At 71.2% G+C, this 24,247-nt stretch carries 25 protein-coding genes; 11 read left to right on the plus strand and 14 right to left on the minus strand.

All coding sequences use genetic code 11. The features are described from left to right. Positions 1-4: 4 nt before the first annotated feature. From I847_RS0101675 to I847_RS21420, 6 genes are all read right to left on the minus strand, one after another. The gene (locus I847_RS0101675; protein ID WP_028048291.1) at positions 5-1,603 is read right to left on the minus strand and encodes an NAD(P)/FAD-dependent oxidoreductase; all 1,599 of its coding nucleotides are present in this window, start codon (positions 1,601-1,603) and stop codon (positions 5-7) included. 2 nt (positions 1,604-1,605) lie between these two features. Continuing rightward, positions 1,606-2,148 carry a DUF2231 domain-containing protein gene (locus I847_RS0101680; protein ID WP_028048292.1) on the minus strand — a complete coding sequence of 181 codons (543 nt, stop codon included), beginning with the start codon at positions 2,146-2,148 and terminating at the stop codon, positions 1,606-1,608. 90 nt (positions 2,149-2,238) lie between these two features. Continuing rightward, the gene (locus tag I847_RS21415) at positions 2,239-2,934 is read right to left on the minus strand and encodes a GAF and ANTAR domain-containing protein (protein ID WP_051274369.1); all 696 of its coding nucleotides are present in this window, start codon (positions 2,932-2,934) and stop codon (positions 2,239-2,241) included. Positions 2,935-3,146: 212 nt separating this feature from the next. After that, a complete protein-coding gene (locus I847_RS26480; protein ID WP_155855949.1) occupies positions 3,147-3,302 on the minus strand; it encodes a hypothetical protein in 156 nt (51 codons plus the stop codon). Positions 3,303-3,588: 286 nt separating this feature from the next. Further along, the gene (locus I847_RS0101700) at positions 3,589-4,272 is read right to left on the minus strand and encodes a DUF6766 family protein (protein WP_028048293.1); all 684 of its coding nucleotides are present in this window, start codon (positions 4,270-4,272) and stop codon (positions 3,589-3,591) included. Between the two features lie 82 nt (positions 4,273-4,354). Beyond that, positions 4,355-4,798 (minus strand): hypothetical protein, encoded by a 444-nt coding sequence (locus tag I847_RS21420; RefSeq protein ID WP_155855950.1) that lies wholly within the window; start codon positions 4,796-4,798, stop codon positions 4,355-4,357. Between the two features lie 210 nt (positions 4,799-5,008). On the opposite strand from I847_RS21420, the gene I847_RS25285 reads away from it, so the two are divergent. Beyond that, on the plus strand, positions 5,009-6,538 hold the full coding sequence (locus I847_RS25285) for an HD-GYP domain-containing protein (RefSeq protein ID WP_051274371.1): 1,530 nt from the start codon (positions 5,009-5,011) through the stop codon (positions 6,536-6,538). 63 nt (positions 6,539-6,601) lie between these two features. On the opposite strand, the gene I847_RS21430 is transcribed toward I847_RS25285, so the two are convergent. Both I847_RS21430 and I847_RS0101725 read right to left on the minus strand, forming a co-directional pair. Continuing rightward, complete coding sequence (locus tag I847_RS21430; RefSeq protein WP_155855951.1) at positions 6,602-7,093, minus strand: mucin-associated surface protein; 492 nt, start codon at positions 7,091-7,093, stop codon at positions 6,602-6,604. A gap of 14 nt (positions 7,094-7,107) precedes the next feature. Continuing rightward, positions 7,108-8,277 carry a serine/threonine-protein kinase gene (locus I847_RS0101725; RefSeq protein WP_155855952.1) on the minus strand — a complete coding sequence of 390 codons (1,170 nt, stop codon included), beginning with the start codon at positions 8,275-8,277 and terminating at the stop codon, positions 7,108-7,110. A gap of 295 nt (positions 8,278-8,572) precedes the next feature. On the opposite strand from I847_RS0101725, the gene I847_RS0101730 reads away from it, so the two are divergent. The 3 genes from I847_RS0101730 to I847_RS0101740 are packed head-to-tail and all read left to right on the plus strand — an operon-like array spanning position 8,573 to position 9,719. Next, the gene (locus I847_RS0101730; protein ID WP_028048295.1) at positions 8,573-8,986 is read left to right on the plus strand and encodes an LLM class flavin-dependent oxidoreductase; all 414 of its coding nucleotides are present in this window, start codon (positions 8,573-8,575) and stop codon (positions 8,984-8,986) included. Further along, complete coding sequence (locus I847_RS27650; RefSeq protein WP_028048296.1) at positions 8,983-9,231, plus strand: hypothetical protein; 249 nt, start codon at positions 8,983-8,985, stop codon at positions 9,229-9,231. The genes I847_RS0101730 and I847_RS27650 overlap by 4 nt, the downstream gene beginning before the upstream one ends. Continuing rightward, positions 9,228-9,719 carry a GNAT family N-acetyltransferase gene (locus I847_RS0101740; RefSeq protein ID WP_028048297.1) on the plus strand — a complete coding sequence of 164 codons (492 nt, stop codon included), beginning with the start codon at positions 9,228-9,230 and terminating at the stop codon, positions 9,717-9,719. The genes I847_RS27650 and I847_RS0101740 overlap by 4 nt, the downstream gene beginning before the upstream one ends. Positions 9,720-9,838: 119 nt before the next feature. Here the strand turns inward: I847_RS0101740 and I847_RS0101745 are convergent, their stop codons facing one another. Continuing rightward, the gene (locus tag I847_RS0101745) at positions 9,839-11,353 is read right to left on the minus strand and encodes a DUF3466 family protein (RefSeq protein WP_028048298.1); all 1,515 of its coding nucleotides are present in this window, start codon (positions 11,351-11,353) and stop codon (positions 9,839-9,841) included. 325 nt (positions 11,354-11,678) lie between these two features. Beyond that, positions 11,679-12,206 (minus strand): CD225/dispanin family protein, encoded by a 528-nt coding sequence (locus tag I847_RS0101750; protein ID WP_028048299.1) that lies wholly within the window; start codon positions 12,204-12,206, stop codon positions 11,679-11,681. A gap of 610 nt (positions 12,207-12,816) precedes the next feature. On the opposite strand from I847_RS0101750, the gene I847_RS0101755 reads away from it, so the two are divergent. Continuing rightward, positions 12,817-14,358: an MFS transporter gene (locus I847_RS0101755; RefSeq protein ID WP_051274467.1), complete on the plus strand. Its 1,542-nt coding sequence runs from the start codon at positions 12,817-12,819 to the stop codon at positions 14,356-14,358. Continuing rightward, complete coding sequence (locus I847_RS0101760) at positions 14,355-16,073, plus strand: SulP family inorganic anion transporter (protein ID WP_028048301.1); 1,719 nt, start codon at positions 14,355-14,357, stop codon at positions 16,071-16,073. Before I847_RS0101755 ends, I847_RS0101760 begins: the two co-directional genes overlap by 4 nt. Positions 16,074-16,152: 79 nt before the next feature. Here the strand turns inward: I847_RS0101760 and I847_RS0101765 are convergent, their stop codons facing one another. Beyond that, a complete protein-coding gene (locus I847_RS0101765) occupies positions 16,153-16,698 on the minus strand; it encodes an NUDIX hydrolase (RefSeq protein WP_028048302.1) in 546 nt (181 codons plus the stop codon). 61 nt (positions 16,699-16,759) lie between these two features. Between I847_RS0101765 and I847_RS21435 the strand changes: the two genes are divergently transcribed. The 3 genes from I847_RS21435 to I847_RS0101780 all read left to right on the plus strand — a co-directional run bounded on the left by I847_RS21435 (position 16,760) and on the right by I847_RS0101780 (position 20,826). Then, on the plus strand, positions 16,760-17,119 hold the full coding sequence (locus I847_RS21435; protein WP_034608711.1) for a nitroreductase family deazaflavin-dependent oxidoreductase: 360 nt from the start codon (positions 16,760-16,762) through the stop codon (positions 17,117-17,119). Between the two features lie 217 nt (positions 17,120-17,336). Then, positions 17,337-19,655 (plus strand): PAS domain S-box protein, encoded by a 2,319-nt coding sequence (locus tag I847_RS25290; RefSeq protein WP_051274374.1) that lies wholly within the window; start codon positions 17,337-17,339, stop codon positions 19,653-19,655. A 22-nt stretch (positions 19,656-19,677) separates the two neighbouring features. Beyond that, positions 19,678-20,826 (plus strand): EAL domain-containing protein, encoded by a 1,149-nt coding sequence (locus I847_RS0101780; protein ID WP_051274375.1) that lies wholly within the window; start codon positions 19,678-19,680, stop codon positions 20,824-20,826. Between the two features lie 22 nt (positions 20,827-20,848). Here the strand turns inward: I847_RS0101780 and I847_RS21445 are convergent, their stop codons facing one another. Genes I847_RS21445 through I847_RS0101795 form a run of 3 tightly spaced genes read right to left on the minus strand, consistent with a single transcriptional unit; the run spans position 20,849 to position 22,233 of the window. Beyond that, complete coding sequence (locus I847_RS21445) at positions 20,849-21,247, minus strand: nuclear transport factor 2 family protein (RefSeq protein ID WP_051274376.1); 399 nt, start codon at positions 21,245-21,247, stop codon at positions 20,849-20,851. A gap of 45 nt (positions 21,248-21,292) precedes the next feature. Next, positions 21,293-21,760, minus strand: a complete 468-nt coding sequence (locus I847_RS21450) for a redoxin domain-containing protein (RefSeq protein ID WP_034608714.1) — start codon at positions 21,758-21,760, stop codon at positions 21,293-21,295. 17 nt (positions 21,761-21,777) lie between these two features. Further along, a complete protein-coding gene (locus I847_RS0101795) occupies positions 21,778-22,233 on the minus strand; it encodes a MarR family winged helix-turn-helix transcriptional regulator (RefSeq protein WP_028048304.1) in 456 nt (151 codons plus the stop codon). Between the two features lie 101 nt (positions 22,234-22,334). Here I847_RS0101795 and I847_RS21455 point away from each other — a divergent pair, with 101 nt between their 5' ends. Both I847_RS21455 and I847_RS0101805 read left to right on the plus strand, forming a co-directional pair. Then, entirely contained in the window at positions 22,335-23,702 is a 1,368-nt protein-coding gene (locus I847_RS21455) for a ferric reductase-like transmembrane domain-containing protein (RefSeq protein WP_034608716.1), read from the plus strand. After that, on the plus strand, positions 23,702-24,214 hold the full coding sequence (locus tag I847_RS0101805) for an FMN-binding protein (protein WP_028048305.1): 513 nt from the start codon (positions 23,702-23,704) through the stop codon (positions 24,212-24,214). Before I847_RS21455 ends, I847_RS0101805 begins: the two co-directional genes overlap by 1 nt. The last annotated feature ends 33 nt before the right edge of the window (positions 24,215-24,247 follow it).

The raw sequence follows: 24,247 nt of genomic DNA on the forward strand, positions 1-24,247 counted from the left end.
GCGGTCAGGGTTCCCGCAGCACGCGCTCCCACGCGGTGTGCGCGAGGGCCCGCCGCACGCGCCCGGTCGCGCTCGCCGCACCGAGCGCGGCGCGTGCGGCGTTCCACCCGCAGGCCCCGTGCACGCCGCCCCCAGGGTGTGCGGACGCGCTGGCCAGGTACAGGCCGGGCACCGGCGTCTCCGGACGCCCCAGTCCGGTGGTGGGTCTGAACACGAGCTGCTGGTGGATCGCCGACGTACCGCCGTTGACCGCGCCGCCCGCGAGACTGCGGTTCGCTCGCTCGAGGTCGGCCGGGCTCTGCACGTGCCTGCCGACGACCGCGTCCCGAAAGCCCGGTGCGACCCGTTCGACGGTGGACTCCATGCGCTCGACCTGGGCCTCGACCTCGGCCTGCGACCAGTCCGTGCCGCGGGGTACGTGCGTGTAGGCCCACGCCGACTCGGTCCCCAGGGGTGAGCGGGCGGGATCCGCGGTCGTCATCTGGCCGAACAGCAGGAACGGGGGCTCCGGGACGCGTCCCAGGGACAGGTCGGCGGCCATGTCGACGAATCCACGCATGTCTCGGCCCAGGTGCACCGTCCCGGCCTGCCGCGCGGCCTCGGCAGTCCAGGGCACGGGCTGCCCCACGGCCCAGTTGACCTTGAAGGTGGGGTGGTCCCACTGGAACCGCTCCAGGTCGCGCGTCAGGCGGGCCGGGAGGTGTTCCCTGCCGACGAGGTCCAGGTACAGCGAGGGTGCGGTCACGTCGGCGACGACCGCGCGGCGCGCTCGCACCCGCCGACCGTCTGCGGTGCGCACGCCGACGGCGCGCCCGGCCGACACGACGACCCGGTCGACCCGGGTGCCCGTCCGGACCCGACCGCCGGCGGCCTCGAGTCGTCGTACCAGTGCTCCCGCGAGTGCTCCGGCGCCCCCCTGAGGCACCGGGAAGCCGACGTCCTGCCCGAGCATCGCCAGCAGCCAGCCGAAGACGCCGCTGCCGGCGGCGTCGGGAGGGACGTCGGCATGCATGGCGTTGCCGGCCAGGAGCAGCCCGCCACCCTCGCCACGGAAGTTCTCGTCGGCGAGGCGCCGGACGGGGAGGACACCGATCCGGGCCAGGTCCAGCGCCCCCGCGATGCCCGTCCGGCGCAGCAGGCGCAGGAGGGCGACGGCCGGCGGCAGCGGCGTGAACAGGGCGTCGAGAAGCGGGTCGCGGATCGTGCGCCAGGCCTCGACCATTCGCAGCCAGGCGTCACCGTCGCCCGGCGCGAACTCGTCGAGACCGGCTGCGGTGTCGTCCGCGCCGCGGTGCAGCACCGCCGCGCGCCCGTCGTCCAGGGCGTGCGCGAGCACCGTCGGCGCGTGCACCCAGTGCAGCCCGTGGTCGCCCAGGTTCAGGCCCTCGAGGACGGGCGACGCCGCCGCGAGCGGGTAGAAGGCGCTGAACAGGTCGGTGTGGAAGCCCGGTCTGATGACCTCGTCGGTCCGGACGGCGCCACCCGGTGTGTCCTGCTCTTCGAGCACGAGAACGTCCCAACCCGCGTCGACGAGCGCGTTCGCAGCGACGAGGCCGTTGGGTCCTGCGCCGATCACCACCGCGTCGACCGTCAGGCCGGTCATCGTCAGCCCTGGGGCGCGCGCTGCACGAACGCCATGTGGCCGCCGAGATAGCCACTGACCGCGAGCACGGCGCCGCCGGCGAGCGAGAGGGCCACGCCAAGTCGTCGGCGACGCGCCCGTCGCAGGAGCCAGGACGTGGTGTACAGCCCGAGGGCGAGGCCGTTGAGCCCGGCGTGCGCGGCGCCGACCCGCTGCACGCGCTCTCCGGAAGCCGACCAGTCGGCCAGGCCCGTCAGTGCTGTGGGCACCGCTGTCAGGATGCCCAGGCCGAGCAGGCGGTCGGAGGCCGCCCTCACCTCGGCGGGCCCGACCAGGTCGAGCACCGTGCTGCTGAGCCACAGCCCGATCGGCGCGTCGGTCAGCAGCGGGTGCGCGGCATGGCCGATCGGCGCGCCGCGCAGCATGGCCCGGACGCGGGGGACCCGCTCGAGCGGGCGGGCGAGCGCGCGGAGGCCGCGGGCCGGCCGGTCCAGGCCGGCGTTCGTCTCGAGCGCGGTGGCGGCCCGACGTGGAAGCGGTCGGCGGGGCGATGACAGGGAGACCATCGGTCCCTCCCCGGAAGAGGAGTCGCGGCAGTCTTCTTCACCACCGCGAGCATCGCAGCGACGGGGCCACCGCGCAGGACGAGGGGCGGATCAGCGCCGCCGCGCCTCTCGGATCACCCGCGCGGCCGTCTGCGTCAGGGTCGCGCCGGCCACCTCGGCGGCGTTCAGCAGCCTCTCGTACGCGCTCGCCATGTCCACGCCGTACGTGTGCGCGAGGACGCCCTTGGCTCGTTCGATGGTCGCGCGTCCGTCGAGCGCGAGCCGGACGCGCTCCGCGAGGTCGTCATCCGTCAGGTCCGTCGGCTGTGCCAGCGCGAGGGTCGCGACGTCCGCGAGGTACTGACCGAGTCGCAACGCGGAGTCGTCAAGTCGTTCTGAGCGCCGGAGGAAGACGTTGAGGCCACCGATCGTCCGGCCGCGCCACGTCATGGGGAACGCGTAGACAGCGTCGAAGCCGGCCGTGACGACCGCGCTACCGACGTCGGGCCAGCGTTCGGCGATCATCGCTGCGCCCACGATGCTGAGCTGCTCACCTGTGGCTATGACGTCGACGCACGGTCCGCTCTGCTGCTGTGCCTGGTAGACCTCCAGCTCCGCAGCGCGATGAGACGTCGCGGCGAGCAGCTCGAGACCCCGGCCGACCTCGACGAGGAGCGCAGCCGCATCGGCGTGGAGCAGCGTCGCGCAGTCGTCGACGAGGCGGGCCACCACGTCGGTGGTCTCGTGGTCGCGCACCAGCGTGCCGAGCAGGTCGGCGAACGCTTCTACGGGTGTGTGGGTGTTCATGGCTCACCGTCCTTGGTGTCGTCGTCGCTCGACATTTCGTCCGTCGGGTCGCGGCTGTAGGCGAGACGTCTGTGCACGGGGCCGGGGACGGTCGACAGCCGTGGGGACACCGGCTCCGCCACGCCCTCGGCCAGCCCGGTGAACATCGGCACCCGCCGCCGGGGTAACGGCTGCCGCTGGGCCGTGCGCCGTCTTGTGCGAGGCGTCGCTGGTCAGCTCTCGGTGTCCGCGTCGTCCACCGATTCGGGGTCCTCCTCGGGCTCGAACGAGGAGGGCTCGCCGGCGGAGATACCCACACCTCCCGCGTGTGCCAGCTCCTCGACGTCGTGGACCAAGCCGTCGTCCCGGGTTGCCTCTGACTCTGTCATCACCGCGCCCTCTCTCTCGAATCCCTCAGCGTCTCCTTCAGCGTGCGCCGGCCGGAGCAGGCCGGCAATCCGGGCCGCTGAGCGCCACCGTTGCGAGCTCCCTGTGGGTGCGCTCGGGCCGGTGCGCGGCCGACGGGAGACATGACGAGACGCTCGCGGCACGCGCGCGTCGCGCTACGCACCACGACATCGGCGCCGGTGGCGCCGGTGCCCTGTTGGCCGGGGTGCCCTCCCGCCGCCCGTGGGTAGGACGTCGGGGGAGCGCGTCGGGCTGAGGTGCCGGGGATCAGCCCTCGACGCCGGTCGCTTCGTGTGGCGTGCCCACGGGCTTCGACTCCGGGGAACCGCGCTCCCTCAGGTAGATCGAGAGCAGGACCATGCTCGCGACCGCGAGGAACTCGGACTGCCAGTTCTGCAGCGTGCGGCTCCAGAAGTCGGGCAGCCGGAGGTACTCGGTCCAGGTCACGGGGTCCTGGAGGTCACGCATCTGCTCCTCGCTGTACGCCACGGAGCCCGTGATCGACTGGGCGAGCCACGAGAGGAAGAAGATCGACCCCATCACCAGGCTCAGCGATCGGGAGTACACACTCAGTCGCCACCCTCGGGCGCGGGCCCACCGCGGTGAGTCCGCCGTGGCGAACTCGGCGACCAGCTGGTCCTCGTCGCTCTCGCGTCCTGCCTCGTCCAGGGCCTTGGACTCCGGCGACCCGCGCTGCAGGAAGAAGACGGTAGCCACGATGTAGAGCAGGAACTGGAGGAACTCCGACTGCCAGTTCTCGGTCACGTCGACGGCGAAGGCGGAGGTCGTCACGTAGTCGACGAGGCTGATCGGGGCCAGGCCGGCACTGATCTGCGTCTCGTTGAACAAGGCCACGCCGGAGACGGCCTGCCCGGCGATGGCCGCGATGAAGATCACACCGAAGAAGAGGCTCAGGCCGTTGCGCTCCAGCCGGGTGCGGAGGCCGGTCACCGGTGCGACACCCCCAGGGCGATGCAGTAGCCCAGCCCGAGCAGGATGCCTCCGAGGCACGTCCAGAACAGAGCTCGCATCGTCAGGATCCTTCGACGACGCACCGGTAGGGCCGCTGTGGGCGAGGGTCGCAGCCGACGGCGGTGATCCGCCACGTCGAGCCCGTGATCGTCAGGAAGACCACGTCGGTCGACAGCACGACCTGCGCCTCGCGACCCGCGACCGACACCGTCGACGCCGGCCTCGGGTCTGCACGCTCCTCCAGCGTCGTTCCGACGTCGCCACCCAGGACGGCCTCGTCGCACGACTCGTCCGCGTCGCTCTCGAGCGTGTGCCGCGCGGCAGGGGTGAGCAGCCCGCACGCGGCCGCGCCGTCCGAGCTGCCGATCGCGGAGTAGAACGCCGATGCGGTACCCGCTGCGGCCGACGCGGCCGGCCGGCCCGCGCACGCCGTCAGCACGAGCATTCCGACGCAGGCAGCGCCGAGCAGCACCGTCACGTCGCGGTGCGTCGGGCGCCGGGTCATCGAGCGAGCGTAGGGCCTTGCCCTGGGCGGGCGCATGCCGAGGCATGCCGCCGACGCCGTCGACCTGCGCGTGTCCGGAGAAGTGAGAGGCGCCCGGTGGTACGCGACGCGAGCCCCACGTGATCACGTGCGAGTGAACGACCTCGCTCATCCGGGTGGCTTCGCTGCGTCGCAGGTCAAGAACGGCGCCCGCGGTGTCGAAGGCAAGTCATGGCCTTCGGTCCCACGCAGAACTACGACGACGCGAGTCTCGGCGTGTGGAAGGGCCGCCCGATGCTGGCCGGGGCGATCCGGACGGTGATCACGGCGGTGCCGGTTCTCCTCTCGGTCGGGTTCGGGCTGGTTGCCGTGCGCTGGTTCCCACCGCAACGGATCGGCGTCAACGCCTGGGCGTGGCTCGTCGTCGAGGTCGTCGTCGCGACGGGCGTCCTGGTCCTCGCGACCCGGCTGGCGCGCCGGCTCTTGCCCTTGACGACGTTGCTGCGCCTCACGATGTACTTCCCCGACCGGGCGCCTTCGCGGCTCGCCGTCGCCATGCGCCACTACTCGCCGAACGCGCTGAAGGTGCAGCTGGCCGCCTGGGGACGTCGGCGCGGAGTGCGTCCCGAAGATCACCACGCCGACCAGATCCTCGACCTCGTGGCGGCCATCGGCGCCCACGACCAGCTGACCCGCACCCACAGCGAGCGCGTCCAGGCCTATTCAGCGCTGATCGGGAAGGAGCTGGGTCTGTCCGGGCAGGACGCGGCAAAGCTCAGCTGGGCGGCTCTCCTGCACGACGTCGGAAAGCTGCACGTCCCGGCGACGGTCCTGAGCAAGCCCGGCGAACCGACCTCTAAGGAATGGGACATCCTGGTGGGGCATCCCGAGGCCGGGATGAACATCGCGAGGCCGCTCCGCGAGTGGCTCGGGCCCTGGCTGGACGCGATCGGTCAGCACCACGAGCGCTGGGACGGCGCGGGCTACCCCGGCGGTCTGGCCGGCACGGCGATCAGTGACGGCGCGCGCATCGTCGCGGTGGCCGATGCGTACGACACGATCACGTCGGCACGCTCGTACAAGAGGGCGCTCCCGGCCTCGGCTGCGCGTGCGGAGCTGGCGCGGTGTGCCGGTCAGCAGTTCGACCCGGAGGTCGTCCGAGCATTTCTCGCCATCGGCCTCGGAAGGTTGCGCCGGATCGCTGGGCCGCTGTCCCTCCTGTCGGCGCTGCCCGGCCTGCCGCACCTGAGAACCGACCTGCCGTCCGTCGTCCAGAACTTCACCACTGCGGGAGCGCTGAAGGCGACCGGCGTGGTCGGCGTCGTCCTGTCGATATCGGCAGCGACCGCGCTCGGGGCCCCGACGGGCTTCCCGACGCCACAACCGACCCCTCCACAGACCACCCGACCGCCTGCGTCGGGCGTGACCGACAGGTCTGTGGGCCGGGCGCCCTCAGCCGCAGACCGGATCGGCGCTGCGCTCCCGGCGGTGACGCCGCCATCGGCCGACGATGCTGCCCGTGCGCAGCAGGAGGCGCCGCTTCCCTCGGCGTCCACGCCTGCACCGGTGCCCACGCCGTCGGCGCCCGAGCCGTCGCTTGATCAGCCGACGGCCGCCGCCACCGCTCCCGACGAGGTCGACCAGGAAAAGGACGAGTCGGCGACCAAGGGCGGCAGCAACAAGGGCAGCACCAAGGGCAGCAACGAGGGCAGCAACAAGGGCCAGGCCAAGGGCGAAGCCGAGATCGAGGCCGAGCACTAGACCGGCTCCCCAGGATCGGACCTCAGCCAAGCGCGCGGGGACCTACCGACTCTGGCTGAGTTGTCAGTGGTCCTTCTTCGGCTTGGGGGGCTTCGGGTCGCCCCGCCCCGGCTTGGCGGCTGGCGGTCTGCTCCCGCTGCCCGGGCCCTTGGTCGCTGCAGGTGGTGCGGATGTCGATGCGGACGTCGGTGTCGACGGTGGTGCGGTGGCCAGAGCGGCCGCCGTCCGGGCAGCCGCGGCCAGCTCGGCCGCCGCGCGCGCGGCCTCGGCCCTGGCCCGTTCGGCAGCGACGTCCGACGCCACGCGCGCCAGCGCCTGGTCGATCTCGTGAAGCCGGGTCCTCGAGACGTCGCCTGCGGCACGTGCCGACTCCAGCTGCAGGCGCAGCGCCGCGATGCCGGCGTCGGCTGCGTCCCAATCGCCTGCGGCCGCCGCGCTCGTCACCGTGAGCACCTGATCCTGGAGGGTGGCGGCGCGATCCGGGTCCAAGGCCGCGCGTCCACCGCACCCGGCCAGGGACAGCACCAGGACCAGGACCACGGGGAGAATCGCCACCCCACCACGGCGCCTCACGGGTTCACACTCTGCTGCAGAGAGGTCAGTGCATCGCCGAGCTCGCCCTGGACGGCCGGGTAGCTCGGCGGGGCCGTCGGCGTCGCCCGGTCCCCGAGATGTACTCCGACGACGGTCGCGAGGGCCAGCACCACCACAGCCACCGCGCCGCCGGTGAGCAGGCGAAGGCGACGTCGCGCGTGTGGTCCACGGCGTTCGCTGTCCTCCGGGACGGTCGGGACGGGCCTTCCGACCTGAGGCAGTGCGATCGTGTCGGCGATGCCAGGGACGGCGGTGGTGGCCAGCACCTCGGCCATCGCGACCTTGACCTCCGAGGCGTCGGGACGTTCAGCCGGCGCGATGGCGGTCATCCGGGTGAGCAGCTGCGCGAGGTCGGATCGGGTCCCTGGGGGAATCGTCGGGGGCGACGTCAGTCGCATGGCGGCCACCTCGGCGAGCGTCCCGTCGAACGCCGCGCGGCCGGCGAGGCACTCGATGAGGACCAGGCCCAACGAGTAGACGTCCGACGACGGACCGACCGGACCGCCCGAGGCTTGTTCGGGGCTGACGTAGCGGACCGTGCCGAGCGTGACGCCCGTCATCGTGAGCCGCGTCGCACCGGAGAGCCGCGCGATCCCGAAGTCGGCGACCTTGACGATCCGCTCGGCGGGGGCTGTGTCGCGGTCGTCCCCGGGCGCAGCCAGCAGGATGTTGCCGGGCTTGATGTCGCGATGGACGATCTCTTGCCCGTGCACCACCTCCAGCGCCGCGGCTACCCGCAGGCCGACCAGCGCGGTGTCCTCCACGCTGAGGGGACCGCCGAGGAGGTGGTCAGCCAGGTTGGGTCCGTCGACGAGCTCCATGACCAGGTACAGCTGTCGATAGCCGTCGGCGTCGTGCACCGAACCGGCGTCGTACAGGGCCACCAGGCCCGGGTGGCTCAGCGTCGCGAGGATCCGGATCTCCGCCGACCCCCGCAGCAGGTCGTCCGCGTCATCCGAGACGGGCGGGAACAGCTTGACGGCGACCTGGCGATCGAGCAGGAGGTCGCTCGCGCGGTAGACGGTGGCCATGCCGCCGCGACCGATCAGGCCGTCGAGCCGATAGCGCCCGCCGAGGACCTGCTCCCCGTCTCGTCCCACCCTCAGCCCGTCAGCCGCGTGGACGGCGCCCACTCGCTCCGACATGTCTACGGAGGCTAGGCGCTCCCTGTTGGGCCTGCATCTCGGGTACGCAACTGCCGCACCATGCGCACCCGACCGGGTGAACGCACCCCGCCAGGCGACGACGACGCCCTTCGCCGGCTGCCACCCGAGGTGCGGGGCGACGAGCGTCGCGGTGTCGTGCAGCACCTGCTCGTAGTCGGCGGTCGACCATCCCCGCGGTCGTCCCGCATCGCGGGCACCCTGCCCTGCGTCCCGAATGCTGAGCAGTGTCGTCCATCCATTGACCGCAGCGGGATCCGTTCCTAGTTTGCGCGCCGTGCCCTCAGACAATCGTTCGTCCGACGACGGACAGACGCCCCTCGGTATCGAGCTCGACGGCGACGGCGCCCATCCTGCCGCGTGGCGATTCGCCGGACACGGCCCCGCCGAGCTGCTGGACCCCGCGCGCCTGGGCCGGACGGTACGGGCGGCCGAGACGGCAGGATTCTCGTTCGCCACGCTGGCCGCGCGCCGGCCCGGCGACGGGTTCCCGAACATCCAGGGGCGTCTCGATCCCGTGGAGCTGGCGGCCTATCTGGCTGCCCTGACGTCGCGGATCGGGCTCGTGGTCGAGACCAGCGCGGACGGCGCCGAGCCCTTCCACCTGGCCAACCGGCTGGCGAGCCTCGACCTCGGGCTGCCCGAGTCGGTCGGTCGACGGGTCCCCGAGCGGGAGCTGGTCCAGCAGTGACCGGACTGTTCGAGCCGCTCGTGCTGCGAGGTGCGACGTTCCGCAACCGGTTGCGGGTCTCGCCGATGTGCCAGTACTCGGCTGTCGACGGCGTGCCGCAGGACTGGCAACCAGCTCGACGTCGCCGAGCGCGCCGCGGCCTGGCCGCCGCAGATCGTCCGCGGGGCCTGGTGACGGACCGACGAACCCTCGCACGTGCCGTGAGCCGCACCCTGTTCGACCCAGTCAAGGAGATCCGACGTTGAGCAGCACGACGAGCACGGTCACGGTCCGGACGATCACGTGGGCGGCACCTGAGGCCGTCGCGTTGCGGGCCGAGTTCGTCGCGGAGATGACCGTCCGCTACGCGGAGCTGCTGGCGCAGCACGCCGACCTCGAGGACGGCCCGCCCGACATCGACCCGGCGACGATCCTGCACACCGTCGTCGCGGACGTGGACGGAGCTCCGGCAGGGCACGCCGCGCTGCAGGACGTCGGGCACGACTGGGAGGTCAAGCGCGTCTACACCAGGCCCGACGCCCGCAGGCGCGGAGTGTCACAGGCGTTGCTCGCCTCGCTCGAGACCTACGCGCGCGAGCGGGGCCGACGCAGGTTGGTCCTGGGCACGGGACCACTGCAGACCGAGGCGATCGCGCTCTACACCCGCGAGGGCTGGACGCGGATCCCCGGTTTCGGGCCCGAGGCCTTCCGTGACTTCGGGCTGTACTTCGAGAAGGTGCTCGGCACCGACTGAGGCCGCGCCCCGGGCCCCGCGACGAGGGATGACGACCGCCCGTCAGGGACGTCGCGCAGGCACGCCGACGAGCTCCCCCGCCTGCGCGCGATCCGCGAGCGGGGGAGCCCTACGACCGATCAGGACCCGAGGACCTCGATCAGGTTGATCTTGTTATTGGACGATCCGGCGGCGTTGCTCACCGTGAGCCGGCCGTCGGTGACGGTGACCCGTGCCGAGCCTTCGATGAAGCGCTTGGCCGTCGTCGGCGTGCCCGAGACCACGACCGTGCTCTCGACCGCGATCTTGTAGATGCTGTCGACGTTGTCCGTGTCACCCGCGACGATGTGGACGGTGTAGGTGCCGTTCGGCACCGCCAGCTCCCACCTCGTGGCCCCGCCGGACTTCTGCATGTGGGTCAAGGTGTCGTATCGCTGGTCCGGCGCTGCGGCGGAGTTGCGGTCCCGGACGTTGGGGGACCCGTCGATGTTCCACCCGTACGTGCGCCCGTTCCCGCGGTCCGCGTAGACGGCGCCACCGTCGGCGAGGTAGCCGGGCGGGACGGCGGCCGAGGACGGCTGGAAGTTGATCGCGGTGTAGTACGTCGGCGTCATCTTGAACGCCCGGATCTGCCCGTTGTGCAGCCCGGTGCCGACGATCTCGCCGCGGTCGTTGATGCCTGTGGCGTCGCGCAGGGTCCAGCCCGAGCCGACGGGGAGCAACGTGTCCAGCGGTGTGGCTGGCGTGCCGGACTGCCAGATCCAGGCGCGAGCCGGCGCGCACGGCTGGCACTTCGGATCCGCGCTCCCGACGACCTGGCCGGCGCCGTTGATGCTCTTGGCCGCGTTGTACTGGGCGCCGTCGACGGTACCGAGGTCGGTGATGACGCCGTTGCTGCTCCAGTAGACGGCGTTCGTTCCGAAGCCCCCCGGCGTCGGTGCGGCGCCGACCACGGACCCCGCGTCGTTGATCGCGTAGGCCGCCGACGATCGAGTGGTCCCGTCCAGGCCGGGCAGGTAGGTGACCGCACCGGACTTCCAGACGTAGCCGGGTGCGCCGACGACCTGGTCGTAGCCGTTGATCCCGCGGGCGACGTCGAAGTCGGGTCCGAGCTCGGTCGGCGTCCCGTCCAGCGCGTAGACGATCCCGAGCGGGAACATCTCGGAGTCCGCCGGGCGCTGGCCGCCTGCGACCACACCCCTCGGGTCCAGCGCGGAGCCGTAGCCGAGCCGGTTGACGTGCTGGTCACCGAGGACCTGCGGGACGTTCGCGGCGCTCCATCGGACCGGGTAGGCGTACCCACCGTCGGCCCGCGTGTACGAGCCGGTCACCTGGCCTGCGTCGTTGATGCCGTTCGCTGTGGCTGCTCGACCGCCGCTCGGACCGGGCAGGTCGGCGCGAACGCCTGTGGCGCTCCACCTGACGGGCTGCGTCCCGGTCCCGGAGACGTCGACGGACCCGACGACCACACCGGCGTTGTTGATGGCGTTGGCGTAGCTGTAGCCGCCGGTGGGGGTGGACAGCTCGACGATGGAGTAGCGGGCAGGGGTGGTCGTCGTGGCGGCGTGAGCGACGCTGGGCACGCCGAGCACGAGCAGTCCCGCGACGCTCGCGGTGAGGATGCGGACGGGACGGGTGTTGGCGGATCCGGGCATGGAGGGCTCCTCGGGTATCGGCCTCGCTGGGTGACTTCGTGACCAATGCATCCCGCCACATCGCGGGATCGTTCGACCTGGCAACTGCGGCACTGTCGATCGGGAACGCGCAAGACTCACCAGCGGCACAGGAGCGCCGGACCGGGTTCAGCGCAACGACGCGCCCGGCCGGCCGGCAAGGTCCGGCGAGGGAGCCGGATCATCTGTGCCTGAGCGGCAACATACCGGGAAATCCGCCCCGATAGAGCGCTCTATGGCAGGTGTTGTGTCCTGGTCCGTCCGCAGGTCGCTCGGGTGGTCTGGAGGTCACTCGTCCCGGGCGGCCCTACCCCTCGGAGCGCCTCAGGCCACGGCCGTCGGGGCCGTGGAACTGCTTCTGGTCGGGGCCGAGGAACGGCTTCTCGTTGCCGAAGGCCGGGCCCCGCTCGAAGCGGGTGTCGCCGTGGTCGTGCACCGCGACCGCGATGACGAAGGCCCAGGCGATCGTCGCCAGGAACGACATGGCGATCAGGACGCCACCGACGATCACGCTGATGATGCTCCAGCGGCGTGAGTTGGCCGACTCCTGGAGTGCCACGGCGACATCGCCCGCACCGAACGCTCGGGCCGCCCGGTGGGAGGCCAGGAGCGCGGGGATCCCGGTGGGCCAGAAGAGCAGCATCGCGGCGATCACCCACCCGACGGGTGCGGACGTCCGGCCGGGGGGCAGCGCCGAGGGCGTCGCGAAGCCGGCCGGGGGACCGGCGGGCGGGGGGCTGGCCGGCGGGGGAGTGACGTAGGCAGGAGGATCGGCCACGGCGGGCGGATCGACGATCTCGGTCGGGTCGGTCGCGGGGTCGGACTCTCGAGCCATGGTTCCTCCTGGATGCGCGCTGGTGCGCCGACGTTAGGACGCCAAACTGGGAAGTCCCTTAGGGAATGGGGCAAACGGGTGACCCGCGATCGAAGTCTTCTCGGCTGCTCTGCGGCAGCTGCTGGCGCGGTTCGTCACGTCAGCACCGCCAGATCTGCTCGGCTCGAGACCGGTGCTGACGTGCCGGGTGAGGACTAGTGTTTCTTGATCAGGCGATCGCGCGCAGTGAGTGCCGCACGATCGGGCGCGCACGTCGACGTCGACGTGCAGGGCGCCGGCTCCCAAGAAACGGTGAGCACCCATCCCTTCGAGACGTGTCATGAGCCGAGCCTGCGGGCGGCGGTGGACGGGGCGGCGAGAGCGCCCCGAGTGTCGGACCTGCTGGACGCCACGTGCCGGCGAGCAGCAGGTCCCCACCGCCTGCTCCGCGGGCTCTCTGCGTCTCCGAGCCGGCCGACGGGTAGCGCGGCCCGCCTTCTTCGATAGTCTCCGAACGAGCCGCCGCCCTGCGTGCGGCCCCGCACGCGTGGTGTCCCACGAAGAGACCTGGAGGGCGATCGTGAGCACCGGACCCGACGAGGTCGAAGCGCCGGGCGGGAGCCGCCGGCTGATGGTCCTGCTGGCCATGGCGATGTTCGTGCTCGTCGTCGACACCTCGCTGATGAACGTCTCCATCTCGGCGGTCGTCGCTGACCTGGACACGACCGCCAGCGGCGTCCAGTCCGCGATCGCGCTCGAGGCGCTCGTGTCGGCCGCCTTCATCCTGATCAACAGCAAGGTCGGCGACCTCATCGGGCGCAAGCGCGCCTACGTCCTGGGTCTGGCGGCCTACGCCGTCGGCGCGCTGGCGATGACGGTGGCCCAGAGCCTCACCGCGATCATCGTCTTCTGGGCGATCGTCGGTGGGCTCGGCGCGTCGTTGCTGCTGCCGGCCATGCAGTCGCTGATCCACGGGAACTTCGTGGGAGGCGCGCAGAAGCAGGCGTACGCGATGGTCGGTGCCGCGGCGGCCATCGCGGCGGCGATCGGGCCCCTGCTCGGCGGCTTCGTGACGACCTACCTGTCGTGGCGCGTCGGGTTCGGTCTCGAGGTCGTGATCATCCTCGTGGTCCTCAGCCAGATCCGACTCGTCCGGGACGTGGCGTACACCGGATCGCGCCAGGTCGACGTGGTCGGTGCCGTCCTGTCGGTCGTCGGCATGGGCGGGGTGGTGCTCGGGATCCTCGTCTGGCAGGAGGGGGGCGAGTACGTCGGCGCCTTGATGGTGTTCGGCGCCGCGGCGCTCGTCGCCCTGGCCCGCTGGCTGATCCGACGCAAGCGCGCCCGACGCGTGACGCTGCTGGACCCGGACCTGTTCCGGCACCCGAACTTCACGGCCGGGATCTCCGGGCAGCTGCTGCAGCAGGTGACTCTCGGTGGCGCGATGATCGCCTTGCCGTTGTTCTTCCAGATGACGCTCGAGTACAACGCGCTCGAGGCAGGTCTGTCGCTCGCGCCCCTGTCGCTGACGATGTTCGCGGCGGCTCTCGTCGCCGGGAAGCGGGCGGGCGACCGGCGACCCGCGGCGATCATCCGCACGGGATTCCTGCTGGCGAGTCTCGGGATGGCGGTCATCATCCCCTTCGTCCCACGCGTGGACAGCGGCTGGTACCTCGCGCTCCCGCTCGCCCTCACAGGTGCGGGCCTCGGCCTGCTGGTCTCGCAGCTCAACAACTACACGCTCGCGCCCGTCGAGGAGGAGCGTGTCAGCGAGGCGGCCGGCGTGAACTCCGCCGCCGGCTCCTTCGGCCTCTCGTTCGGCCTCGCCATGGCGGGTGGTCTGATGCTCGCGACGCTGGCCTTCAGCTTCACCACCATGACGGAGAACAGCACGGTCATCCCCGCGGCCGAGCAGCAGCAGATCGCTTCCGCGCTGGAGGACGACGCCGAGATCATGAGCAACACCCAGCTCGCCGAACAGCTGACCGGGCTGCCGCCGGAGGTGGAGGCGGAGGTCGTCGCGATCAACGACGACGCGCGCAACATCTCGCTGCAGGTCGCGCTTCTCGTGCCGCTGCTCGCCGGGTTGCTCGGTCTGGCCAACTCCTTCCGCATGCTGCGCCTCCCCGACCGGGTACCGTCGTCGGCGCTCGAGGGGATGGACCTCGGTTGAGCGGGACACCGTCTCGGGTCGAGCGCTTCCTGCCGATCGTCGGCTGGGCGAGGACGTACGACCGCCGGTGGCTGCGCGGAGACCTGATCGCCGGCGTGACCGTGGCGTCGCTGATCGTGCCGAAGAACCTCGGCTACGCCGACATTGCCGGGATCCCGCTCCAGAACGGGCTCTACGCCGCTGCCGCGGGTGCGCTCCTGTACGCCGTCTTCGGCACGTGCCGGCAGATCTCGATGGGGCCGAGCTCCGGTCTCGCCGCCGTGGCCGCGAGCGCGGTCGTCGCGGCGGGGATCACCGACCAGGCTGACATCGCCTCGTTCGTCGCCGGCCTGACGCTCGCGTCGGGCCTCCTGTTCCTCGTCCTGGCCGTTCTCAAGATGGGCTGGATCGCGCAGTTCCTCTCCCGCGCGGTCGTCACCGGGTTCCTGTTCGGCGCGGCGATCGACGTCGTCATCGGGGAGCTGCCCAAGATCAACGGCACCAGCGTCGACGGCTCGAACTCGTTCCAGGAGCTGCGCTCGTGGGTCGGCGCGCTCGGCACGGGCAATCGCGCGACCCTGCTCGTCGGCGTGGTCTCGCTCGTGGTGGTGTTCGGTCTGCGCATCGTCGCGCCGCGCGTGCCGGGCGCCCTGGTGCTCGTCGTCGGTGGCCTGGTCGCCTCGTACGCCTTGGATCTCGGCGACCACGGCGTCGCGCTGGTCGGGGATGTACCACGCGGGTTGCCGTCCCTCGCGCTGCCGGACCTGGGCCTGATGTGGGACCACGTGATCCCGGTGACGCTCGGTGCGTTCGCGCTCATGCTGATCGGCTTCTCCCAGACCGCCGGGGACGCCCGGGCCTTCGCCGCCAAGCACCGGTACCAGATCGACGTGAACCAGGAGTCGCTGGCGCAGTCCGCCGCCAACGTCGGTTCCGGTGTCCTGCAGGGCATGCCGGTCTCGACGAGCCTGTCGGCGAGCTCGCTCAACGACCACTCCGGTGCCCGCACGGGGCTCGCGTCGATCACGTCCGGCGTCACGGTGCTGGCGACGCTGCTCGTGCTGGCTCCGCTGTTCTCCCAGCTGCCCAAGCCCGTCCTGGGCGCGTTGATCATCGAGGCGGTCGTCATGGGGATGATGAACCTCCCCGAGATGCGACGGATGTACCGCGTCCAGCGCTTCGACTTCTGGGTGGCGATCGCGGCGATCCTCGGCACGCTGGTGTTCGGTGTGCTCGCCGGCGTGATGATCGGCATCGGCCTGTCGCTGCTCTGGCTCGTCGGGGTGGCCACGCGTCCCGACATGCCCCTCCTCGCCCGCCAACGGGGCACCCAGGTCTACCGCGACGCGAGCGTGAACCCGGACGACGAGCTGCCGGAGGGCGTCGCCGTCGTGCGTGTCGACGGCGGGCTCTTCTTCGCGACGTCGGACGCTCTGGAGGACCGGGTACGCACGCTGATCCAGGACACCCCGGGTGTGCACGGCGTCGTCGTGGTCCTGGAGGGCGTCAACTTCGTGGACTCCCAAGGGTCGGCGAAGCTCGACGACATCCTCGTCCTGTGCACGCAGGCCGGCGTCACGCTCCGTCTGGCACGGCTGAAGCCGGGCGTGCGGGCGGTCCTGGTCCGCGAGGGCTTCGTGGAGCGCCTCGGTGCCGACCACATCCACGGCAACATCCACCGCGCGGTCGAGGCCCAGAAGGTCGGCGCGGGAACCGCAGACGAGCCAGGGCACTGACACGGATCGCTGATCCCCGCCGGCTCGAGCGAGGGCGCGTCGTCGGCGAACGACGTCGACGCTCGTCGGTCGACGGTCCTCACGTGACGCGGCCCAGCGCGATCGCGGCGTACATGAGCGCCGCGACGGTCTCACCGTCGGTGATCGTCCCGTCGGCCACCAGGCGCAGCACCTCGGCCCACGGGACCGTCCGTACGGCGGTGATGCCCTCTGCGGCCTGCTCCGCGGGCACGTCCGCGGGGCGGAGCCCGCGCGCGAGGAACACGTGCTCCGGGGCATGGCTGACGCCGTTGAGTGCGAACATGAACCCGATCGGCTCCCAGCGGTCGGCCACGAGGCCCGTCTCCTCCCGTAGCTCCCGTTGCGCGGCCAGCAGCAGGTCCTCTCCGTCGGACCCACCCGCAGGAACCTCCCACGACGCGGCGCCGGTGGTGTACCGCGCGACGTCGACCAGGACGACGCCACCGTCGTCCGTCACGGGCACGACGAAGACCGCCGGGTTGCGCACCTCCAGCACGCCGTAGATGCCCGAGCTGCCGTCCGGGCGGTCCACGTCGTCCTCGCGGACACGGATCCACGCGTTCTCGTAGACGGTCGTCGATGTGCGGGTGCGCCAGGGTGTCATGGCACCAGACTGCCCGACCATCCGGTTGCGCCGGTGAGCGCCCGCGCACAGAGTGATCGACATGGACCCGGCGCTGCACCGCAGCCAGATCATCGACCTCACGACGACCGGGCGGCACACGGGTGAGCCGCGCACGATCGAGATCTACCTCCACCATCTCGACGGGCGGCTGTTCATCTCGGGCCAGCCGTCGCCGCGCACCCGCGCCTGGGTCCACAACGTCGCCGCCGACCCGCACGTCGTGCTCCACCTCAAGGTGGGGGCGCCGAAGGATGTGCCTGCCCTCGCGCGAGTGGTCGAGGACGCGGACGAGCGTCGGCCGCTCATCGAGGCGGCCGCGAAGCGGTGGGGCCGTGACGACGTCGAGCTGATGATGGCGCAGAGCCCGCTGATCGAGATCACCCCGTCGGGCGGCTCCTAGCCGATCGAATACGGCAGCCGTCACAATGCGCGTCCACCGGCGAATGCATTTTCACCCGTTCCGGGGAATTTCCCGACCTGGGTGTTTGTCCAGGTCAGACCGTAGCCCACACAATCCGAACGTCACTTCCCAAAGAAGCGCGCCGGCACTTCTCGGAATATGCTGGCGACGCTGACGGCTCGCCGATGTGCCGCCGATCGATGCGTACGGGGTGGGCATGAGCGAGATCGCAGGTGGCCGCGCGTCGGACCAACGTCTCGAGGTCGCGCTGGCACTCGCGGCGATCGTCGAGTCCTCCCACGACGCGGTGATCGCCAAGGACCTCGACGGGACCGTCACGGCCTGGAACCTCGGAGCCACCACCGTCTACGGGCAGACTGCCCAGGAGATGCTCGGCAAGAACATCGAGACGGTCGTCCCGGCGCGGGTGCTCGAGCAGGAGCGGGCGCTGCACGCACGGGTCGCTGCGGGTGCGGCTGCGAGCGGGTTCCGCACGACGCGGCTCCGGGCGGACGGAGCGCAGGTCGAGGTCGTGATGTCGATGTCGCCGGTCCGGGACAACCGCGGCGTGATCGTCGGGGTCGCCTCGATCTCCCGGCCCGTGAGCAGCGACGAGCGCCAGGCGGCACGGTTCGCGGCGCTCCTCGAGGCGGCACCGGACGCGATCGTGTGTGCGGACTCGTCGGGCGTGATCGTCATGGCCAACGCACGCGCGGGGGAGATGTTCGGGTACGCGGGTGACGCGCTCGTGGGCAGACAGATGGAGCTGCTCCTCACGGAGGAGCAGCGGGCGATGCACGTCGAGCGTCGGGCCGACTACCTCAGCCGGCCCGAGCTCGCCTCGACGACGATCCACGTCGAGGTGCCGGGTCTTCGGGGCGACGGATCTGTCTTCCCGATGGCGGTCAGCCTGTCGCAGGACCGTTCCGACGACGAGCCGCTGGCGATCGCCGTGTTCCGGGACCTGACGGACCAGCGCGCCGCGGAACAGGTGGCCCGGGAGAACGAGACGCGGCTGCGCCAGCTGGCCGAGGGCGTCGACACGGTCTTCCTCCTGCGTCAGATCGATCCACCGGCGCACCTGTACATCAGCCCCGGGTCGGCCAAGATCCTGGGCGTCACCCCGGACGAGCTGATGGCCGACCCTGACGTGGTGACCACGCACCCGGACGACCGGGAGCGCGTCTGGCGCGACTTCGTCGCTCCGAGCCAGGCCGGCCTGCCCGCCGAGTCGGAGCACCGGATCATCTGGCCGGACGGTGTCGAACGGTGGGTGCACACGCGATCGACGCCCGTCCCGAACCCGTACGGCCCGACTGATCGCTACGTCATCACGATCGAGGACATCAGCGCGCGGATGCATGCGGCAGCGGCGCTGCGGGAGGCCGAGCTGGCAGCCCGGACAGCGAACGCCGCCAAGAACGTCTTCCTGTCCCGCATGAGCCACGAGCTGCGCACCCCGTTGAACGCGGTCCTCGGATTCGGTCAGCTGCTGGAGATCGAGCTGGCCGGGACGGAGTACGAGGGAGAGCTCGACCAGATCCTCATGGGCGGACGGCACCTGCTGAACCTCATCAACGACGTTCTCGACGTGGCGCGCATCGAGGCCGGCGAGATGTCGATCAGCCTCGAGCCGGTCTCGACGGTGGAGCTGATCGACGAGAGCGTCCGGCTCATGGCGTCCATGGCCGACCGCGCGGACGTCGTGCTGGACGCGTCAGCGGTCGAGGGGTGGCAGGTCGTCGCGGACCGTCAGCGGCTGCGGCAGATCCTGCTGAACCTGGTGTCGAACGCCATCAAGTACAACCGTGCAGGCGGCACGGTCTGGATCGAGCAGCACCTGCGCGACGACCACGTCGCTATCACGGTGCGCGACGACGGTCCCGGCATCCCGCGGGCTCTCCAGGATCGGCTCTTCACGCCGTTCGACCGCCTCGGTGCCGAGGCGACGGCCGTCGACGGGACAGGTATCGGGCTGGCGCTGACCCGGTCGCTCGCCGAGCTGATGGGCGGAACGGTCGACGCGGTGTCGGCAGTCGGCGAGGGATCGGCCTTCACCGTGACGTTGCCACGGGTGGTGGCCAGCCCGGACGACGGTCTGTCCGAACCGGACGACGCCCCTCGTCGGGCTCCGGTCGAACCAGACGTCGTCCCGACGAGAACCCTGCTCTACGTCGAGGACAACGCCTCCAACGTCGAGATCATCGCGCACCTGCTCCGGCTGCGGCCTCACTGGCGGCTCATCCACGCCGGGCTCGGAGGCCTCGGTCTGGACCTGGCACGAGCCAACCAGCCGGACCTCGTCCTCCTCGACCTTCACCTGCCGGACCGCTCGGGCCTGGACGTCCTCCAGTCGCTCAAGGGTGACCCGATCACCTGCGACGTCCCCGTGCTCGTCCTCAGTGCGGACGCGACCCCGGAACAGATGCGGCGGCTGCTCGCGGCGGGCGCGGCCCGGTACCTCACGAAGCCGCTCGACCTGCGTGACGTGCTCGGTGCGCTCGACGAGGTCGGAAGCCTGCGCGATGCAGGCTAGGTCTCTCGAGCGGTTCTCGACGATGGTCGTGCTGATCGTCGACGACAGCCCGAGCAACGTGCTCCTGCTCCGTTCGCTGCTGCTCCAGCAGGGCATGGAGCGGGTCGTCGCCGAGACCGACCCGCGCAAGATCGGCTCCCTCCTGCCCCAGGTCCGCCCCGACCTGGTCCTGCTCGACCTGCACATGCCGGAGGTCGACGGGTTCGCTGTTCTCGCGCAGGTCCAGGCCTACGCCGCCGGGAGCTACCTGCCGGTCGTCGTGCTGACCGCCGACACCACCACCGGAGCCCGCAACCGGTCGCTCGGCCTCGGGGCGCAGGACTTCCTGACGAAGCCGCTGGACATCACCGAGACCTGCCTCCGCATCGCGAACCTGCTCCAGACGCGGGAGCTGTACTCGACGTTGCGCACCTCCGGCCTGCGTCGGGATCAGCGACCTTCCGCCGAAGCCGAGGGCGCGGCGCGCACCCGGGAGCGGATCGAGCACGTCCTGCGCAACGGCACGCGTGACATCGTCTACCAGCCGGTCGTGGACACGCGAACCCTCGAGACGGTGGGCCACGAGGCGCTCGCGCGATTCGACGACCTGGGCCACGGCGGACCCGAGCGGTGGTTCGCCGACGCATTCTCCGTGGGGCTCGGCATCGAGATGGAGTGGGCCGCCGCGCTGGCTGCGCTGGACTACCTCGACCGCGCGCCCGCACCGCTGTTCCTCGCGGTCAACATGTCTCCGGCGACCGCGCTGCACATGCTCGAGCGTGAGCTGCTCACGCCGCAGATGGCATCGCGCGTGGTCATCGAGCTGACCGAGCACGTGCCCGTCGAGGACTACAACGCCGTCCGTGGCGCCTTCGCCGGGATCCGCACCCACGGCGCCCGCCTGTCCGCCGACGACCTCGGCGCTGGGTACGCCGGCTTCCGCCATCTCGTGCGGCTCAAGCCCGACATCATCAAGCTCGACATCTCCTTGATCTCGGGTATCCACCGCAGCACCGAGAAGCGCGCACTGACGCGAGCCATGGTCTCGTTCGCCGAGGAGGTGGGCGCGAAGCTCATCGCGGAAGGTGTCGAGGAGCCCGAGGAGCTGGCCGTCCTCCAGGGCCTCGGGGTTCCGTGGGCGCAGGGCTACCTGCTCGGTCGGCCGGGTCCGCTGCTGGGCACGGTGGCATGATCGGCCGCGCCGCGAGGTGTGGTCACGCGCCCTGACTCGTCGGCTCTCCGGTGGCGTGCACGCCGCCCGTCCGGGCGGTGCCGTGGCCCTCGACCACGAGGCCGTCGTCGTCGAAGAGGAGGACCTCGTCGACCACGTCGCCCCTCTGGTTGCGGTACTGCAGGACGAGGATCGAGATGCCGGCGTACACGTCCTCGACCGTGAAGTGGAGGTCGGGGACCAGCCGCAGACCCGCGGTGCAGTACGCCCGGAGCTCGGCCTTGCCGCGCACGATCCCGCCCGTGTCGGGCACGATCCTGGCGGCGACCGGGGAGGTGAACACCACGTCGTCGTGGAAGTGGGCCAGCACGGCGTCGAGGTCCCGCGCGTTCCACGCGGCCTCCCAGGCGGCACTGAACTGGGCAGGATGCGGGACGGCCATCGTGCCAGTGTGGCACCGGCCGCTGGCCGGCCGGTGCCCACCTGGTCAGACGATGGCGGGCAGGTCGCGGATGGCCGCAGCCACGTCGGCCTTCGAGTAGCTGGATCCGGGGTTGGTCGACGTGTGGCTGTACCGGACCACTCCGGCGCTGTCGAGGAGCGCGGCCCCCGACTGCTGGAGCGCGCCGAACGCCTTGCGCAGCAGCCCGACCTCGGCGTGCGGCGTTCCCGCGCGTCCGACGACGACCGGGTACGGGATGCCCTTCTTCGCCTTCCATGCGGCGGCGGCTGCGGCATCCTCCGGGACGGCGATCACCACCTGGACCCGATCCGCCTCGAAGGCCTCCTGCTGCGCGACGAGCACCCGCACGTGGGCGTTGCACTGCATGCACGAGAGCGCACGCATGAAGTAGACCAGCACATGGTGCGTGCCGCGGTAGTCCGTGAGGTCGAACGGCGAACCGTCAGCCTCCTGGACCTCGAAGGTGAGGGTCGAGCCGAGGTCGAGAGGCATGCACGTCTCCTGGGTGGTCAGGTCGGGTTGCGCAGGGTTGCGGTCAACGCCGTCATTCCGTCGGTGATGCGGTGGAGCTTGTCCAGCAGCTCGGCAAGCTCCTCGTAGGAGGCGAGCCCGTAGGCCGGCGTCAGGCACTCGACCGCCGCAGCGACCTCGCCTCGCAGCCGGCGGCCCTCCGACGTCAGGGCGACGGTGACCACGCGCTCGTCGCCCGGCTGCCGCTCGCGCGTGACCACGCCCTTGGCCTCCATCCGGCGCAGCAGGGGGGAGAGCGTCCCGGAGTCGAGGAACATCGCGTCCCCGAGCTCGTGGACCGCCATGCCGTCCGACTGCGCCAGCGCGACGAGCACGAGGTACTGCGGATAGGTGAGGCCGGTCTCCGACAGCACCGCGCGGTACGTCTGCATCACGGCCCGTGAGGCGGCGTACAGCGAGAAGCACGGCATGTGGTCGAAGGCGCTGCTGGGCACGCTCAAACATTGCACACAATGCGATTGTGCACAATGGGCCACTTGGCAAACGCACAGGGTTCTCCGAGACTTCTCCGAGCACCCAGGAGGACAGTCTTCGTATGACCGCCACGACCCGAGCCGCCGCGCCGAGAGGGACGGCCGCTGCGCGCCGCCCTGCGCCGTCCCGCCGGTCGTCCGCCGCGCTCGTGTGCCTGTGGGCCGGCTCGCTCGCGGTCACCGCCTTCTGGTGGTTCGGCACGCCGGCGGCGACCGGGTCGACGCCCGGTGGAGCTCTGATGAGTGTCGGTGAGCTCGCCGGGCTGCTGGCGTCCTTCCTGGTGTGCGCCCAGCTGCTGCTCGTGGCACGGGTGCCATGGTTCGAGCGGTCCGTGGGCTTCGACCGGCTCCTGTCCTGGCACCGGACGCTCGGTACCACGGTCGTCCTGCTGATGCTCACGCACGTGCTGCTCATGATCCTCGGGGGAGCGCTGCTCGACGCCACGTCCGTCTGGTCCGAGGTGCCGAGCGCCCTGGCGCGGCAGCCGTACCTCTGGCTCGCGCTGATCGGCACCGTCCTGTTCTTCGTCGTCGGGCTGTCGAGCGCCCGTCTGGTCCGGCAGAAGGTCTCCTACGAGGTCTGGTTCGCGATCCACCTGACCACCTACGTCGCCATCTTCCTGACGTTCTTCCACCAGATCGCCGGTGGGACGCACTTCGTGACCGACCGTCTGGCGCAGGTCGCCTGGATCGCGCTCTACTCCGGCACCGCCGCGGCGATCCTGATCTGGCGCGTCGTGCTGCCGCTCGTGGACCACCGGCGGCATGCGCTCAAGGTCTCCCAGGTGGTTCAGGAGGGTCACGGCCTGGCGAGCGTCTGGCTGACCGGCTCGGGCCTCGCGGATCTCGAGGCACGCGGGGGCCAGTACTTCCTCGTGCGGTTCCTGACGCGTGGCCACTTCGGCACGGCCCATCCGTACTCGCTGTCGATGGTCCCGACGAACGACACCCTGCGGTTCACCGTCGGCGCGCTCGGCGACCACTCCAGCGCGATCACCGCCCTGCGCCCCGGTACCCGTGTCCAGGTCGAGGGACCCTTCGGCCGGTTCACCGCAGACCGTGCGACGACCCACAAGGTGCTGCTCGTCGCCGGAGGTGCCGGCGTGGGCCCGATCCGTGCGCTGGCCGAGGAGCTCTTGCGCCGTGGGCACGACCTCGTCGTCGTGCACCGCGCGCACACCGTCGAGGGGCTCGCGCTCGCCGCCGAGTTCACCCCGTCACCATGGCTCCGGTACGTGCCTCTGGCCGGGCGTCGGACCGAGCTCGGGTACGACCCCCTCGACCCCCGTCACCTTCGACGGTTCGTGCCCGACGTCGCGGAACGGGACGTCTTCATCTGCGGTCCGGACCCCATGGTGAGCGCAGTCGTCAGGTCCGCGCGCGCGCTCGGCGTCCCTCGCACGGCGATCCACCGAGAGGAGCTGGGCTGATGTCTGCACGACCCTGGAGAGGGACGCTGCTCTTCGTCGGCGCCGCCGCAGCGATGACCGCCGCAGGCATGGCCAAGTTCGCGCCCGTCATGCAGGACACCACGGCCCCGGCCACGGCAGGCACGACGTCGAACGGGAGTGTCGACGGCACGACCGACCACGGCACGACGAACAACGGGTCGACGGCCTCCGGGTCGGACCCGGCGAGCACCGACAACGGCTCCAGCACCACCTCGGACACCGTCACGATCGTGGGCTCTGTCGAGCGGAACCGATACGGCTCGGTGCAGGTCTCGGTGACGTTCGTGGGCAGCCAGATCACGGACGTGCAGACCCTGCAGGTGCCCGACCGAGAACGCGAGAGCGTGCGGATCAACGAGAACGCGGCACCCGCGCTCGCGCAGGAGGTGCTCGCCGCACAGTCCTCCCACATCGACACCGTCAGCGGCGCGACGTACACGTCCGAGAGCTACGCGGCCTCCGTGCAGTCGGCCATCGACCAGCACGGCTGACCGTGCGGCACCGCGAGACAGTCATGGGGATCC

This window comes from Cellulomonas sp. URHD0024 (genome assembly GCF_000426185.1).
In the GTDB taxonomy this organism is placed as follows: Bacteria; Actinomycetota; Actinomycetes; order Actinomycetales; family Cellulomonadaceae; genus Cellulomonas.

Coding starts and splice junctions, on each gene's coding strand:
- I847_RS0101675 (WP_028048291.1), bottom strand. CDS start 1,603: ATGACCGGCCTGACGGTCGACGCGGTGGTGATCGGCGCAGGACCCAAC.
- I847_RS0101680 (WP_028048292.1), bottom strand. CDS start 2,148: ATGGTCTCCCTGTCATCGCCCCGCCGACCGCTTCCACGTCGGGCCGCC.
- I847_RS21415 (WP_051274369.1), bottom strand. CDS start 2,934: ATGAACACCCACACACCCGTAGAAGCGTTCGCCGACCTGCTCGGCACG.
- I847_RS26480 (WP_155855949.1), bottom strand. CDS start 3,302: ATGACAGAGTCAGAGGCAACCCGGGACGACGGCTTGGTCCACGACGTC.
- I847_RS21420 (WP_155855950.1), bottom strand. CDS start 4,798: ATGACCCGGCGCCCGACGCACCGCGACGTGACGGTGCTGCTCGGCGCT.
- I847_RS25285 (WP_051274371.1), top strand. CDS start 5,009: ATGGCCTTCGGTCCCACGCAGAACTACGACGACGCGAGTCTCGGCGTG.
- I847_RS0101725 (WP_155855952.1), bottom strand. CDS start 8,277: ATGTCGGAGCGAGTGGGCGCCGTCCACGCGGCTGACGGGCTGAGGGTG.
- I847_RS0101745 (WP_028048298.1), bottom strand. CDS start 11,353: ATGCCCGGATCCGCCAACACCCGTCCCGTCCGCATCCTCACCGCGAGC.
- I847_RS0101750 (WP_028048299.1), bottom strand. CDS start 12,206: ATGGCTCGAGAGTCCGACCCCGCGACCGACCCGACCGAGATCGTCGAT.
- I847_RS0101755 (WP_051274467.1), top strand. CDS start 12,817: ATGGTCCTGCTGGCCATGGCGATGTTCGTGCTCGTCGTCGACACCTCG.
- I847_RS0101765 (WP_028048302.1), bottom strand. CDS start 16,698: ATGACACCCTGGCGCACCCGCACATCGACGACCGTCTACGAGAACGCG.
- I847_RS21435 (WP_034608711.1), top strand. CDS start 16,760: ATGGACCCGGCGCTGCACCGCAGCCAGATCATCGACCTCACGACGACC.
- I847_RS25290 (WP_051274374.1), top strand. CDS start 17,337: ATGAGCGAGATCGCAGGTGGCCGCGCGTCGGACCAACGTCTCGAGGTC.
- I847_RS0101780 (WP_051274375.1), top strand. CDS start 19,678: ATGGTCGTGCTGATCGTCGACGACAGCCCGAGCAACGTGCTCCTGCTC.
- I847_RS21445 (WP_051274376.1), bottom strand. CDS start 21,247: ATGGCCGTCCCGCATCCTGCCCAGTTCAGTGCCGCCTGGGAGGCCGCG.
- I847_RS21450 (WP_034608714.1), bottom strand. CDS start 21,760: ATGCCTCTCGACCTCGGCTCGACCCTCACCTTCGAGGTCCAGGAGGCT.
- I847_RS21455 (WP_034608716.1), top strand. CDS start 22,335: ATGACCGCCACGACCCGAGCCGCCGCGCCGAGAGGGACGGCCGCTGCG.
- I847_RS0101805 (WP_028048305.1), top strand. CDS start 23,702: ATGTCTGCACGACCCTGGAGAGGGACGCTGCTCTTCGTCGGCGCCGCC.